At 70.8% G+C, this 14651-nt stretch carries 9 protein-coding genes; 7 read left to right on the forward strand and 2 right to left on the reverse strand.

Annotated elements, in window-relative coordinates:
* Positions 1 to 116: 116 nt before the first annotated feature.
* Both ACIBUY_RS41870 and ACIBUY_RS41875 read left to right on the forward strand, forming a co-directional pair.
* Complete coding sequence (locus ACIBUY_RS41870) at positions 117 to 3221, forward strand: AAA family ATPase (RefSeq protein WP_365570578.1); 3105 nt, start codon at positions 117 to 119, stop codon at positions 3219 to 3221.
* Between the two features lie 84 nt (positions 3222 to 3305).
* A complete protein-coding gene (locus ACIBUY_RS41875; RefSeq protein ID WP_399155487.1) occupies positions 3306 to 3614 on the forward strand; it encodes a DUF6191 domain-containing protein in 309 nt (102 codons plus the stop codon).
* Here the strand turns inward: ACIBUY_RS41875 and ACIBUY_RS41880 are convergent.
* Positions 3607 to 4785: a PQQ-dependent sugar dehydrogenase gene (locus ACIBUY_RS41880; protein WP_399155491.1), complete on the reverse strand. Its 1179-nt coding sequence runs from the start codon at positions 4783 to 4785 to the stop codon at positions 3607 to 3609. The genes ACIBUY_RS41875 and ACIBUY_RS41880 overlap by 8 nt on opposite strands.
* A 399-nt stretch (positions 4786 to 5184) precedes the next feature.
* Positions 5185 to 6198 (reverse strand): aldo/keto reductase, encoded by a 1014-nt coding sequence (locus ACIBUY_RS41885; RefSeq protein ID WP_399155488.1) that lies wholly within the window; start codon positions 6196 to 6198, stop codon positions 5185 to 5187.
* A 98-nt stretch (positions 6199 to 6296) separates the two neighbouring features.
* On the opposite strand from ACIBUY_RS41885, the gene ACIBUY_RS41890 reads away from it, so the two are divergent.
* From ACIBUY_RS41890 to ilvC, 5 genes are all read left to right on the forward strand, one after another.
* On the forward strand, positions 6297 to 7235 hold the full coding sequence (locus tag ACIBUY_RS41890; protein WP_365570288.1) for a 2-hydroxyacid dehydrogenase: 939 nt from the start codon (positions 6297 to 6299) through the stop codon (positions 7233 to 7235).
* Between the two features lie 440 nt (positions 7236 to 7675).
* Entirely contained in the window at positions 7676 to 10534 is a 2859-nt protein-coding gene (locus tag ACIBUY_RS41895; protein ID WP_399155489.1) for a putative bifunctional diguanylate cyclase/phosphodiesterase, read from the forward strand.
* Positions 10535 to 10787: 253 nt separating this feature from the next.
* Complete coding sequence (locus ACIBUY_RS41900; RefSeq protein WP_365570283.1) at positions 10788 to 12638, forward strand: acetolactate synthase large subunit; 1851 nt, start codon at positions 10788 to 10790, stop codon at positions 12636 to 12638.
* A gap of 28 nt (positions 12639 to 12666) precedes the next feature.
* Entirely contained in the window at positions 12667 to 13194 is a 528-nt protein-coding gene (ilvN, locus tag ACIBUY_RS41905; RefSeq protein WP_324769519.1) for an acetolactate synthase small subunit, read from the forward strand.
* Between the two features lie 114 nt (positions 13195 to 13308).
* On the forward strand, positions 13309 to 14310 hold the full coding sequence (gene ilvC / locus ACIBUY_RS41910; RefSeq protein WP_365570279.1) for a ketol-acid reductoisomerase: 1002 nt from the start codon (positions 13309 to 13311) through the stop codon (positions 14308 to 14310).
* Positions 14311 to 14651: the final 341 nt, after the last annotated feature.

Consider the following 14651-nt stretch of genomic DNA (forward strand, 5'->3'; position numbering starts at 1 on the left):
CGGGGCTCCGGCAGAACGCGACAGGGGAGGACGTCCGGTACGGCGTCCTCCCCTCCGTTCTGCCCAGCGTTCTGCCCAGCGCCGAAACTCCTGCCGCGCTCTCGCATCCGTGTGCGATGCTCGGCGGTGTGGAAACCAGGTCCGTCAGCCCGGTGTTCGTCGGCCGAGCCGATGAACTGGGCATATTGAACGCAGCCCTCGCAGGCGCCGCCGACGGCGAGCCCCAGGCGCTGCTGCTCGGCGGTGAGGCCGGGGTCGGCAAGACCCGCCTCGTCGAGGAGTTCGCCAAAGAGGCGTGCCGGCAGGGCGCCGTCGTCGTCACCGGCGGCTGCGTCGAGATCGGCGCCGACGGACTGCCCTTCGCCGCCTTCTCCACCGCCCTGCGCGCGCTGCGCCGCACACTGCCCGAGGCTTTCGACACCGCCGCGGCCGGGCGCGAGGACGAACTGGCCCGCCTGCTCCCCGAATTGGGCGACCCGGCCCCGCAGGGCCCGAGCCGCGACGGACGCGGCGACGAGAGCGGCACCGCCCGCCTCTTCGAACTCACCGGGCGGCTCCTCGCGGGCGTCGCCGCCGAACACACCGTCGTCGTGGTCCTCGAAGACCTGCACTGGGCGGATGCCTCCACCCGGCACCTCCTCTCGTACCTCTTCCGCACGATGCGCGACGGACGGCTCGGCCGCCTCGTCCTGGTCGCCACCTACCGCGCCGACGACGTGCACCGCCGCCATCCGCTGCGCCCCCTGCTCGCCGAACTCGACCGGCTGCGCACCGTCACCCGCATCGAACTCGCCCGCCTCAGCCGCGACGAAGTGGCCCGGCAGGTCGCCGGGATCATGGCCGCGGAACCCGAGCGCGCCGTCGTCGACGACATCTTCCGCCGCTCCGACGGCAACGCCTTCTTCGTCGAGGAACTCGCCGTCTCCGCCGCCGAGGGCTGCGCCACGGGCCTCACCGACTCCCTGCGCGACGTCCTCCTCGTCCGCGTCGAGTCGCTGCCCGAGTCCGCCCAGCGCGTCGCCCGGATCTGCGCCGAGGGCGGCTCCACCGTCGAGTACCCGCTGCTCGCCGCCGTCGCCCGGCTCGGCGAGGACGAACTCATCGAGGCCCTGCGCGCGGCCGTCGGCGCCAACATCCTGCTCGCCAGCACCGACGGCGACGGCTACCGCTTCCGGCACTCCCTGGTCCGCGAGGCCGTCAGCGACGACCTGCTGCCCGGCGAGCGCTCCCGCCTCAACCGCCGCTACGCCGAGGCCCTGGAGGCCGACCCGGCGCTGGTGCCCGGCGAGGCCCGCATCATGCGCCTGGCCACGTACTGGTACCACGCGCACGACCCCGCCAAAGCCCTGCCCGCCGTCCTCGACGCCTCCCGCGAGGCCCGCCGCAGGCACGCCTACTCCGAGCAACTGCGGCTCCTGGAGCGGGCGATGGAGCTGTGGGACGCCGCACCCGAGGAGATCAGGGAAGCCCTGCGCATGGGCGAGTACGCGACGGCGTACCGGTCCTGCGACTGCGACCCGGCCGAGACCCGGCTCGACTACCTCGACCTGATGGCCGAGGCCGCCGACGCCGGACGGCTGTGCGGGGAGCGGGAGCGCGCCATGAAGATCGGCAAGCGCGCGATCCGCATCCTGGACGACGCCGCGGCCGCCGGCAAGGGCGACCCCCTGCTCGCCGCCTGGTTCTGGCTCCAGCGCTCGCGGCTCGTCGCACACACCGGCCGGGGCAACGGCTGGGACGAGATCGCCACCGCCCAGGAACTGGTCCGCGGCCTGCCGCCGTCGACCGTCCACGCCGAAGTCCTCACCTACGCCGCGAACTGGGGCATGCTGCACAACCCCGGCGCCGAGACGCTGGCCGCCGCCGAACGCGCCGTCGAGTTCGCCCGCATGGTCGGCGACGACGAGACCGAGCTGCACGCCCGGCTCATCCTCGGCGGCCTCCTCGTCGACGCCGGTGACGCCGACCGCGGCTTCGCCGAGATGTACGCCGTCCGCGACCGCTCCACCGCCCTCGGCCTGCTCGCCCGCGTCAACAACGTCAACGTCAACCTGCCCTCCTTCCTCGAAGGCGCGGGCCGCTCCGCCGAGGCCGTACGCATCTGCGACGAGGGCATCGAGCTGTGCCGACGCCACGGCCTCACCGACAACAAGGGCTGGATCCGCGCCAACAAGGCCGAGTCCCTCGCCTCCCTCGGCCGCTGGGACGAGGCCGTCAAGGCGGCCGAGCGGACCCGCCGCCATGCCCTGAGCAGCAGGCCGCGCGGCTCGTCCTGCGCCATCCTCGCGTCCGTCGCCCTCGGCCGCGGCGCACTCCAGGAGGCAGCGGCCCAACTCGCCGCCTCCCACGAGCACTTCGGCACCCACGACCCGCAGCCGCAGCACGAACTGCCCCTCGCCCATCTCAGCCTCTCCCTCGCCGCCGCCCAGGGCCGCCTCCTCGACGCCCGCGCCGAACTCGACCGTCTCGTCACCGCCGGTCTGCCGCCCTCCATGCACCGCTACATCTGGCCGCTGCTGCGCGCCGCGGCCGCCGCGGAGGCCGACGCCCGCGGCCTGCCCGTCGCCGACGCCGGACGCTTCGAGGCCATCGCCCGCATCCGCGACGCCGCCAAGCGCCAGGCCACCGCCGTCCCCGTCTGGCGCGCCTACGAACAGTGGGTCCGCACCGAGCTGCTGCGTGCCGAGGGCCGCGACACCCCCGACGACTGGTCCGCCACCGTCACCGCTCTCGAACCGCTGGACCGCCCGCACGACCTGGCCCGCGCCCGCTTCCGTCTCGCCGAGTCCCTCCTCGTCTCCTCCGCCACCAGCGGCGGCCCCACCGAGGAGGACCGCGACCGTGCCACGGACCTGCTCCGCCTCGCCGGCGCCGTCGCCGACCACCTCGGTGCCCGCCCGCTCGCCGAGTCCGTCGCCCTGCTCGCCCAGCGCGCCCGGCTCTCCCTCACCCGCGACGTGCCCCGCCGAGGCGCCCCGGCCGACCTCGCCGAGGAGTTCGGCCTCACCAGCCGCGAACGGGACGTGCTGCGCCTGGTCACCGCCGGCCGCAGCAACCGGCAGATCGCCGAGGAGCTCTTCATCTCCCCGAAGACCGCCAGCGTCCACGTCTCCAACATCCTCGCCAAGCTGGGCGTCGCCGGCCGCGGCGAGGCGGCGGCCCTGGCCCACCGGCTGCACCTCTTCCCGCAGCAGTCGGTACCGGTGCCGCCCGGCAGCTAGAGCCGACCCACAGGGGCGACCGGCTCGCCGGGCCCTCCCGTACGCTGGACGGGAGGACCGGCCGCCACATCACCGGGAGGCGCAGTGTTCAACATGTTCGAGGAGCTGTTCGCGCCCGGCCGCAAGCACACCAACGACGAACGCAAGCGCCTGGAGCTGACCCGCGTCGACCTCAATGACGGCGACCCGGGGCGCGGCCCCATAGACCTCACCTCCGGCAAGGTCGTCGTACGCCGCCCGCAGCAGGAGACACCGCCGGAGCCTGCGGCCAAGGACGCCACCGAGGACACGACCGAGGACACGACCGAGGACACGACCGAGGACGCGACCGAGGACGCGGCTGGCGGCGAGGCCGAGGACGCCGGGCCGGTCGAGACCGACCGGCTCAGCTGACCTTCAACTCGAGAATTCTGTCGTCCTCCTTCCCCGGTGTCCCCCGCGAATCCGTCTCGCTCGTCACCAGCCACAGCCGGTCCCTGCCCGCGGAGATCACGGTGCGCAGCCGCCCGTACTTCCCCGTCAGGAACGCCTGCGGCTCGTGCGCCGCCTTGTCACCGTCCAACGGGATGCGCCACAACCGCTCGCCCCTCAGACCCGCCATCCAGATGGAGCCCTCGGCAAAGGCGATGCCGCTGGGGGAGGCGTCCTCGGTGTGCCACTGGGCAATCGGGTCGCGGTACTTGGAGTCGCCGCTCTTGCCCTCGGCATCGGGCCATCCGTAATCACCACCGGGCACGATGTTGTTCAGCTCGTCCCAGGTGTCCTGGCCGAACTCCGAGGCCCACAGCCGCCCGCTTCCGTCCCAGGCCAGCCCCTGCACATTGCGGTGCCCGTACGAATACACCGGCGAGTCCCCGAAGGGGTTGCCCGGAGCGGGCTCGCCGTCCTTGGTCAGCCGCAGGATCTTGCCGCCCGTGGACTTCTTGTCCTGCGCCAATTCGGTGTGGTACGTCTCGCCGGTCCCCACGTACAAGAGGCCGTCCGGGCCGAACGCGATCCGTCCGCCGTTGTGGTTCGTGCCCTTGGGGATGCCTCTGAACACCGTGTCGGGCGCGCCCAGTTGCTCACCGGGCGGCTTCTTCTCGTCGTACAGCATCCGCGCGATGCGGTTGTCCGACTCGGTCGTGAAGTACGCGTAGATCATGTGGTCCGACGCGTAGTCGGGGGAGAGGGCGATGCCGAGCAGGCCGCCCTCGCCCGCCGGGGCGACGCCGGGCACCGAGCCGAGCTCCGTCTTGTCACCGCCCGGCCGGATCCGCGTGATGGTGCCTTCGTCGCGGGACGAGACGAGCAGGTCGTCGTCGGGCAACAGGGCAAGTCCCCAGGGCGACTTGAGACCGGTCGCCGCCGTGCGCCCCACGGTCACCGAGCCCTTCGCCGGTGGGACGGACCCCGGCTCGCGCGAGGCGGAGGCGGACGCACCCGGCGTGCTCGCGCCCGCTGCCCCGGAGCTCTTCTCTTTGCTCGGCTCCCCGCCGCCGGACGAGCAGCCCGCCGTGAACAGGAGCGCGGCACAAGCGGCCACGGCCAACGCGGGCCGCACAGCTGGACGTTGCACGATCAGGATCCCTTCGACGCGACGGTTCTACCGTTCATACACCGCTCGCGCCGTGCAGGTTCCCGATCTCCGCCGACCGATCACGGCGGCAGCGCTCGGAGTCCGTGTCAGACACAGGTCCTGAGTGCTCGGAGTCCGTGTCAGACACAGGTCCTGAGTGCTCGGAGCCCGTGTCAGACACAGGTCCTGAGTGCTCGGAGTCCGTGTCAGACACAGGTCCTGAGTGCTCAGAGCTCGAGCTCAACACAGTTTCTGAACGCTCAGAGTCCGCGCCCGACACAGGTCCTGAACGCTCAGAGCCCGAGTCCGACACAGCTTCTGAACGCTCAGAGTCCGAGTCCGACACGGGTTCCCAGCACACGTTCCCAGCACAGGAACCCAGCGCAGTTTCTCCGTACAGGTTCCTCAGTCCCAGGACCCCTGCGCCGAGGGCAGACCTGCTATCTCCGCCAAGTCCCCGTCCGTCAGCGTCAGTTCGGCCGCCGCCGCGTTCTCCGCCGCCCACCGTTCGCGCTTGGTCCCGGGCACCGGCACCACGTTCCGCCCCTGCGCGAGCACCCAGGCCAGCGCCACCTGCGCCGGGGTCACCGCCTCGCCGTGGCGGGCCGCGACCCGGCGAAGTCCCGCCACGATCGGCTGGTTCGCGGCCATCATCTCCGCGGTGAACCGGGGATGCCGGGCCCGCACGTCGTCCGGCTCGAAACCCTGGCCCGGCGTCAGCGTCCCCGGCAGGAACCCGTTGCCCAGCGGCATCGCCGCCAGGAACCCGACACCCCGCGCCGCGCACCACGGCAGCAGTGCCTCGAGCGCCTGGGGCGACCACACCGAGAGCTCGGCCATCACCGAGCTCACCGGGAACACCTGCTGGATCCGCTCCAACTGCCGGATCGTTCCGGCATGCACCCCGGTCCGGTCGCCCCGGCGCGCGGCCCGCGCGCCCACGGCGCACAGCCCGAGCGAGCGCACCTTGCCCGCGCCCACGAGCTCCGCCATCGCGCCCCAGGTCTCCTCGACGGGAACCTCGGGGTCGGCCCGGTGCAGCTGGTACAGATCGATGACGTCCGTCTGCAGCCGGCGCAGCGACGCGTCGCACGCCCGCTTCACATAGCCGGGGCGGCCGTTGGCGACGATGTGCTGCTCGCCGACGAGCAGCCCCACCTTCGTGGACACGAACGCGTCCGCACGCCGCTCTTTCAGTATGCGGCCGAGCAACAGCTCGTTCGTGAACGGCCCGTACATGTCGGCGGTGTCGACCAGGGTGCACCCCCGGTCCAGCGCGGCGTGCACGGCGCGCAGCGACTCCTCACCCCGCTGCTGCGAGCCGGTGTACGCCCAACTCATCGGCATACAGCCGAGCCCGACCGCACCCACCTCGAGCGCCGCCGCCCCGATCGCCCTGCGCGCGCCTCCTGGCTCCACGTGCTCGTGACCCTCCCTGTGGCCCTCCCCGGACCGCTCCGCCTGAGGTCCCCAACCTAACCTCTGCACCTCAGAGCGTCTGACATAGCCTCCTGACCATGACTGGTGATGTGTGGCTGCCCTTCCCCGCCGACGAGATCCCCGGCCTTCCCGAAGGCCTCAACTACCGCTTCTGGAACGGTGAGCCGGACTACCCCGCGGACCCGGCCGACTGCGCGTACTACGTCGCCCCTTACATGCAGGGCGCCGAAGTCGCTGTACGCCCGCTGCAGCGGATGGCTTCCCTTCAAGTGGTGCAGACCCTCTCCGCGGGCGTCGACCACGTACAGGGCGGGCTCAAGTACCTGCGCCCCGGCGTCCAGTTGTGCAATGCGCGCGGGGTGCACGACGCCAGCACCGCCGAGCTCGCACTCACCCTGATCCTCGCCTCCTTGCGCGGAATTCCCGACTTCGTACGCGGACAGGAGCGCGGAGAGTGGCGCTCCGGATTCCGTCCCGCGCTCGCCGACAAGAACGTACTGATCGTCGGCTACGGCGCGATCGGCTCCGCCATCGAGGACCGGCTCGTCCCCTTCGAGGTCGCGCGGGTGGCGCGCGTCGCGCGCTCCGCACGTACGACGGAGCGCGGCCCCGTGCACCCGCTCACCGACCTGCCCCGGCTGCTGCCCGAGGCCGACGTCGTCATCGTGGTCACGCCGCTCACCGAGGAGACCCGCGGCCTGGTGAACGCCGAGTTCCTCGCGCGGCTCAAGGACGGCGCACTCCTCGTGAACGTCGGCCGGGGCCCCGTCGTCGACACCAAGGCGCTGCTCGCGGAACTGGAGAGCGGCCGCATCACGGCGGCCCTGGACGTCACCGATCCCGAACCGCTGCCCCAGGAGCACCCGTTGTGGCAGGCTCCGGGAGTGCTCATCTCCCCGCACGTCGGCGGTCCGACGTCCGCGTTCGAGCCGCGGGCCAAGCGGCTGCTCGCCGCTCAGCTCACGCGGTTCGCGGCCGGACGGCCGCTCGACAACGTGGTACTCACCGTGAGTTGACACCCGAACCCCCGGCCCCACGGTCAACTCCCGTGAGGCCGCCCGCCGTTGGGTGCACACGCTCCGCGCCCGCACGGCTGCACCGCGTGCCGTCATCCTCGCTGGTCGTCACGGAGAGTAGAGGAACTATGTCCCTGAGTGACGAGACTGGTGTATCGTCCCGACTGGGGCAGCGCCGCTCATCACGCGGCGCCGGGGAAGAGTGACGGACTGCGAGGGGGGCGACGGGCGATGTACGGCCTATGGGCGAACGATCCGACGCGGCGGGGTCGCCGGCGGCTGGTCCGCTTGGCCTCGCGCACACCGATGCACGGGCGCAGCCCGGGCTGCCGCAGGAGTCATCCGCACCGCGGCGGCACCCGCGGCGGCCGCCGACGGCATCCGCACACCGCGCACGGCGAGCGGGACACCGGAGCCGCCCGACGGACCGGGGCGGCCCGGTGACCGGCAAGGCGGCGACGACCACGGCTCTGGGCCCCCCTGTGCACTCCGGCGGGCCGGTCCCGGCCCCCGCCCCGCGCCGTGGCGCGGGCGCGGGCCCCCAGCTGGTGCTCACCTTGCTGTGCGTGTCCTTCGCCACGGGGTCGGCGCTGGGCTGGGGGGACGAGGAAGTCGCTCTGTTCATGGGCGACTTCGGCCTGAGCATCGCCGCCGCCGTCGCCGCCGTGTCGAACTTTCTGTATGCGCGCAGCAGGCGCAGCCGTTTTCGATCCGCGTGGCTCCTGTTCGCGCTCTCCTCCCTGATGGCAGCGCTGGGCAACGGGGTGTGGGGCTGGTACGAGGTCGTCCTGCGCGAGACCGTGCCGACCCCGAGCATCGCCGACCTGTTCTTCCTCTGCTTCGCGCCGCCCGCGATCATCGGCCTGCTCGTCCTGGCCAAGCGCCCGGTGACCAAGGCCGGTTGGATCTGCCTCGGGCTCGACGCGTGGCTCATCGCCGGATCCCTCGTCACCCTCTCCTGGAGCCTCGCCCTCGCGCACACCGCCGAGTACGAGGGGCAGAGCGTCACCCGCACCGCACTGTCGCTCGCGTACCCGCTCCTCGACATCGCCCTGGTCAGCATGGTGCTCGCGCTGCACTTCCGGCGCTCGCCGGGCAACCGCACGGCGGTGAACACCGCGGTCGGCGCCCTCGCCCTGACGGTGATGTGCGACGCCCTGTTCACCTCGCCCCTGCTGCACGCCAGTTACCGCTCGGGGGAGATCCTCGACGCGGGTTGGTTCGCGGGCTCGCTCCTGATGGCGTACGCGCCGTGGGTGGGCCCGCGCGGCGGGCCCCGGCAGGAGGACAGGCCCCAGCCGGCCGGCAGCCGCTACCAGGTCAGTCACACCCGGCCCATCTCCGGCTCGCTGGCCGCACTCACCCCGTATCTGGCCGCCGCCGTCTGCACGTTGGGGATTCTCTACAACGTACTGAACGGGCACAGCGTCGACCGGGTCGTGCTCTTCACGGCCTGCACCGTCGTGCTCGCCCTGGTCGTGCGGCAGGGCATCATGCTCCTCGACAACATCACGCTCACCCAGGAGTTGGCGCAGAAGGAGAACCACTTCCGCTCCCTGGTGCAGGGCTCGAGCGACGTCATCATGATCGCTGCTCCGAACGGGATCCTGAGATACGTCAGCCCCGCCGCCGCCGGGGTCTACGGACGAGAGCCCGATGAGCTCAAGGGCTCCGAGCTGGCCTCGATCATTCATCCCGAGGATCTCGGGCGCGTGGTGCACGAGATCCGGCGCTTCCTCGCCGCGAGCCAGATCGAGGAGCCCACCACCCGCATCGAATGTCGCTTCCGGTCCGGCACCGGAGCCTGGCTGAACGTGGAGTCCACGATCAACCGCCACCACGGCGGCCTGATCCTCAACAGCAGAGACGTCACCGAACGAGTGCGCCTCCAGGCGCAGTTGCAGCACAACGCCGAGCACGACCCGCTCACCGACCTGCCCAACCGGGCGCTGTTCACCAAGCGGGTCAGCCAGGCCCTGACCGGACGGCGGGCTACCGACCACGGCACCGCCGTGCTCTTCATCGACCTCGACGGCTTCAAGCAGGTCAACGACACGATCGGCCACCAGGCGGGCGACGAACTGCTCGTGCAGGCGGCAAGAAGGCTGGCCGACTCCGTGCGGTCCTCGGACACCGCGGCCCGTCTCGGCGGTGACGAGTTCGCGGCACTGATCGTCGGCGACGGAGGCCGCGACCACACCGCCAGAGAACAGCAGATCTACGAGCTGGCCGACCGGCTGAGAATCACCCTGTCCCAGCCGTACGCGATCGACGGGCACGACGACGTGCGCGTCGCCGCCTCCATCGGCGTCGCCTTCGCCGAGCCCGACATCACGGCGGGCGAGCTGCTGCGCAACGCCGACCTGGCGATGTACCGGGCGAAGGCCGCGGGCAAGGGGCGCGTCGAGCTGTACGCGCCGCAGATGCAGGCCGATGTCGTACGGAAGGCGGAGCTGGCGACGCGGCTGCGGTCGGCCCTGCACGACGGGGAGTTCGCGCTGCTGCACCAGCCGATCGTCTCCCTCGACGACGGCCGGATCACGGCGGTCGCCGCGCAGGCCCGCTGGCGCTCGGCGCAGGGCATCCTCTTCACGCCCGCCGAGTTCCTGCGGGTCGCCGACGACAGCGAGCGCACCGCCGAGCTGGGCCGCTGGATGCTGGAGGAGGCCGTCGAGCAGGCCGCCGAGCGCGGCCACAGCGGACACGCGACGCCCGTCGCCGTACGCATCAGCGCCCGCAGGCTCCTCGACCGCGCCATGCCGCTCGGCTCCATCGAGGCGCTCCTGACCCGGCACGGGCTGCCGTCGGGTGCGCTGGTCATCGAGCTGGCCGACAGCGACCCGCGCGTCCCGCTCGACGAGCTGGAGCGGCGGCTCACCTCGCTGCGCAGGCTCGGTGTCCGGATCGCCCTGGACGGATTCGGCAGCGGCTATGCGGCCATCACCGCGCTGCGCCGCCTCCCCGTCGACGTACTGAAACTGGACAGGTCGCTCGTCGAGGGCGTCGTCGAGTCCGCACGGCTGCACAAGATCACCAGCGGGCTGCTGCGGATCGCGGGCGACCTCGGCCTCACCTCCGTGGCCGACGGCGTGGACCTGCCCGAGCAGGTGCTCGCGCTGCGGGCCATGGGGTGCACGCACGGCCAGGGCATGGCGTTCTCCGGACCGCTCGACGAGTACCGGCTGCGGCGCGCGCTGGCCTCGGGGGAGTTCCCCGTGCCCACGGCTCCGGCCGAGCCGGTGTTCGCGGGCGCACCGGCCATGCGCTCACATAATGAGACTCCCATCCCACCCACTTGACACGTCCCGTGTGCCGGGGGGAGGGTCAATGCCATGCGCACCCGAATTCTCGTACTTGGAAAGCGCGTCGGCTGAAGCTGGGACCCACCGGTCCGCACCGGAATCCCCAGCAACCGCTCCCGGCGCGCTCCCCTCGCTTGCCTCACGGCACGAGGGGTTTTTTGTTGCACCGGGACAGGACGCATCCGCTAGACAACTCGTAACACCCTGCACAAACCTCGCAAAAACCCTCAGCATCGAGAAGAGAATGCCGATGACCGAGCAGGCCACCGGGGCCCACCATCCGCAGCCGCGGCCCCGTTCCGGAGGACAGCAGTCCGTGCCCGTCGAGCACGTCACGGGTGCGAAGTCCCTCATTCGCTCGCTTGAGGAGGTCGGGGCCGGCACCGTATTCGGCATTCCCGGCGGCACGATCCTTCCGGCGTACGACCCGATGATGGACTCGAGCCGGCTGCGTCACGTGCTCGTCCGTCACGAGCAGGGTGCGGGGCACGCGGCGACCGGTTACGCGCAGGCCACCGGCAAGGTCGGCGTCTGCATGGCGACCTCGGGTCCGGGTGCGACGAACCTGGTCACTCCGATCGCCGACGCGATGATGGACTCCGTCCCGCTGGTCGCCATCACCGGTCAGGTGGTCTCCAAGGCGATCGGTACGGACGCCTTCCAGGAGGCGGACATCGTCGGCATCACGATGCCGATCACCAAGCACAGCTTCCTCGTCACCAAGGCCGAGGACATCCCGAAGGCGATCGCGGAGGCGTTCCACATCGCCTCGACCGGCCGTCCCGGACCGGTTCTGGTCGACATCCCGAAGGACATCCTGCAGGCGCAGACGACGTTCACCTGGCCGCCGCAGAGCGATCTGCCCGGCTACCGCCCGGTGACCAAGCCGCACGCCAAGCAGATCCGCGAGGCCGCGAAGCTGATCACGAGTGCGAAGCGGCCCGTCCTGTACGTGGGTGGCGGCGTCCTCAAGGCGCACGCCACCGCCGAGCTCAAGGTCCTCGCCGAGCTCACCGGAGCGCCCGTCACCACCACCCTGATGGCGCTCGGCGCATTCCCCGACAGCCACCCGCTGCACGTGGGAATGCCGGGCATGCACGGTGCGGTCACCGCCGTCACCGCGCTGCAGAAGGCCGACCTGATCGTCGCCCTCGGTGCCCGCTTCGACGACCGCGTCACCGGCAAGCTGGACAGTTTCGCGCCGTTCGCGAAGATCGTCCACGCGGACATCGACCCGGCGGAGATCGGCAAGAACCGCGCCGCGGACGTGCCGATCGTCGGCGACGCCCGCGAGGTCATCGCCGATCTGATCCAGGCCGTGCAGAAGGAGCACAGCGAGGGCCACACCGGCGACTACAGCGCCTGGTGGAAGGACCTCAGTCGCTGGCGCGACACCTACCCGCTCGGCTACGACCAGCCCGAGGACGGCTCGCTCTCCCCGCAGCAGGTCATCCAGCGCGTCGGCCAACTCGCCCCGGAGGACACGATCTTCGCCGCGGGCGTCGGCCAGCACCAGATGTGGGCCGCGCACTTCATCCAGTACGAGAAGCCGGCGACCTGGCTGAACTCCGGCGGCGCCGGGACCATGGGCTACGCGGTGCCCGCCGCGATGGGCGCCAAGGCCGGGGCCCCGGACCGGACGGTCTGGGCGATCGACGGCGACGGCTGCTTCCAGATGACCAATCAGGAGCTCACCACCTGCGCCCTGAACAACATCCCGATCAAGGTCGCCGTCATCAACAACGGCGCGCTCGGGATGGTCCGCCAGTGGCAGACGCTGTTCTACAACCAGCGCTACTCCAACACCGTGCTGCACGCAGGCCCGGAGGGTGAGACGCCGCCGAACAAGGGCACGCGCGTCCCGGACTTCGTGAAGCTGTCCGAGGCGATGGGCTGCTACGCGATCCGCTGCGAGCGTCCCGAGGACCTCGACAAGTGCATCGAGGAGGCGAACTCGATCAACGACCGCCCGGTCGTGATCGACTTCATCGTCCACGAGGACGCCATGGTGTGGCCGATGGTCGCCGCCGGCACCTCGAACGACGAGGTCATGGCCGCGCGCGGCGTCCGCCCCGACTTCGGCGACAACGAAGACGACTGAGAGCCGTAGGGAAGAGGGAACAAGCACCATGTCCACCAAGCACACGCTCTCCGTCCTGGTCGAGAACAAGCCCGGTGTGCTCGCCCGCATCACCGCCCTGTTCTCCCGCCGCGGGTTCAACATCGACTCGCTCGCCGTGGGTATCACCGAGCACCCCGACATCTCCCGCATCACCATCGTGGTGAACGTCGAGGGGCTGCCGCTCGAGCAGGTCACCAAGCAGCTCAACAAGCTGGTCAACGTCCTGAAGATCGTCGAGCTCGAGCCCGGCTCCGCCGTCCAGCGCGAGCTCGTGCTCGCCAAGGTCCGCGCCGACAACGAGACGCGCTCGCAGATCGTCGAGATCGTGCAGCTGTTCCGCGCCAAGACCGTGGACGTCTCCCCGGAGGCCGTCACCATCGAGGCCACCGGATCGAGCGACAAGCTCGAGGCGATGCTCAAGATGCTGGAACCCTTCGGCATCAAGGAGCTCGTCCAGTCCGGCACCATCGCGATCGGCCGCGGCTCGCGCTCCATCACCGACCGGAGCCTGCGCGCCCTGGACCGCACGGCATAAGCCAAACCCGTGCTCCACCCCGTGCTCGCATCGCGAGACCGGAAGACTTCCCTTACGCACCCCGCCGTACGGTGGGACGCAGAACCAGCAATACCGCAAACGAGGAGAACCCCAGTGGCCGAGCTGTTCTACGACGACGACGCCGATCTGTCCATCATCCAGAACCGCAAGGTCGCGGTGATCGGATACGGCAGCCAGGGCCACGCCCACGCGCTGTCGCTTCGTGACTCGGGCGTCGACGTGCGCGTCGGTCTGCACGAGGGCTCCAAGTCCAAGGCGAAGGCCGAGGAGCAGGGCCTGCGCGTGGTCACGCCGGCCGAGGCCGCGGCCGAGGCCGACGTCATCATGATCCTGGTGCCGGACCCGATCCAGGCCAAGGTCTACGAGGAGTCCATCAAGGACAACCTCAAGGACGGCGACGCCCTGTTCTTCGGCCACGGCCTGAACATCCGCTACGACTTCATCAAGCCCCCGGCCGGCGTGGACGTCTGCATGGTCGCCCCCAAGGGCCCGGGGCACCTGGTGCGCCGCCAGTACGAGGAGGGCCGCGGCGTTCCGTGTATCGCGGCCGTCGAGCAGGACGCCACCGGCAAGGCCTTCGAGCTGGCGCTGTCCTACGCGAAGGGCATCGGCGGTACGCGTGCCGGCGTCATCAAGACGACCTTCACGGAGGAGACCGAGACCGACCTGTTCGGTGAGCAGGCCGTGCTCTGCGGTGGCACCGCCGCCCTGGTCAAGGCCGGTTTCGAGACGCTGACCGAGGCCGGCTACCAGCCGGAGATCGCGTACTTCGAGTGCCTGCACGAGCTGAAGCTCATCGTGGACCTCATGTACGAGGGCGGCCTGGAGAAGATGCGCTGGTCGATCTCCGAGACCGCCGAGTGGGGCGACTACGTGACCGGCCCCCGGATCATCACGGACGCCACCAAGGCCGAGATGAAGAAGGTCCTCGCCGAGATCCAGGACGGCACCTTCGCCCGCAACTGGATGGACGAGTACCACTCGGGTCTGAAGAAGTACAACGAGTACAAGACCCAGGACGAGAACCACCTCCTGGAGACCACCGGCAAGGAGCTGCGCAAGCTCATGAGCTGGGTGGACAACGAGGAGGCGTAAGCCTTCACGGGACGGGGCCGCGGCACACGCCGCGGCCCCGTTCTCCATAGGGCGTCCACATGGCCGGGCGTGGCTTGTCCACGGCGTCCAGCCACGGACGAGTGATCCTTCCAGGGAGGCGCAAGACGGCCTCTCGCGCGCCACTACACTGCTGAACTAATTCGCGTTGGGCCCACAGCGTCGTGCGTCTTTCACGCGGCAACCCACCTCCACCGCTTGCGGCCGTCGGGACGGCCGTCCGCATTGGGATTTGTGAGGACTCACGTGAGCACTGCTGCCAACGGCAAACCCGTCGTACTCATCGCTGAAGAGCTGTCTCCCGCGACGGTCGACGCCCTGGG

The sequence above is a fragment of the Streptomyces sp. NPDC050085 genome (assembly GCF_044460595.1).
In the GTDB taxonomy this organism is placed as follows: Bacteria; Actinomycetota; Actinomycetes; order Streptomycetales; family Streptomycetaceae; genus Streptomyces.